General features: G+C 72.6%; 1 protein-coding gene. It reads left to right on the top strand.

Translation table 11 applies throughout. The annotated features are described in order from the left end of the window. On the top strand, positions 1 to 259 hold a 259-nt coding region (locus GTW67_RS36735; RefSeq protein WP_161169031.1), incomplete at both ends, for a hypothetical protein.

The raw sequence follows: 259 nt of genomic DNA, 5'->3' as shown, positions 1-259 counted from the left end.
TCAACCAGGACGGTGCGAGCAACGGTCTGACGGCACCGAACGGCCCCTCGCAGCAGCGCGTGATCCGCGCGGCCCTCGCGGACGCCAGGCTGACCCCCAAGCAGGTCGACGTGGTGGAGGCGCACGGCACGGGCACGACGCTGGGCGACCCGATCGAGGCGCAGGCCCTGCTCGCGACGTACGGCCAGGAACGTCCGGAGGACCGGCCGCTGCGGCTGGGCTCGATCAAGTCGAACATCGGACACACCCAGGCCGCGGC

Origin of the sequence: Streptomyces sp. SID5910 (assembly GCF_009862125.1) — a bacterium.
GTDB lineage: Bacteria > Actinomycetota > Actinomycetes > Streptomycetales > Streptomycetaceae > Streptomyces.
The sequence above is the reverse complement of the archived record's forward strand: the minus strand, read 5'-3'. Positions and strand labels throughout refer to the sequence as shown.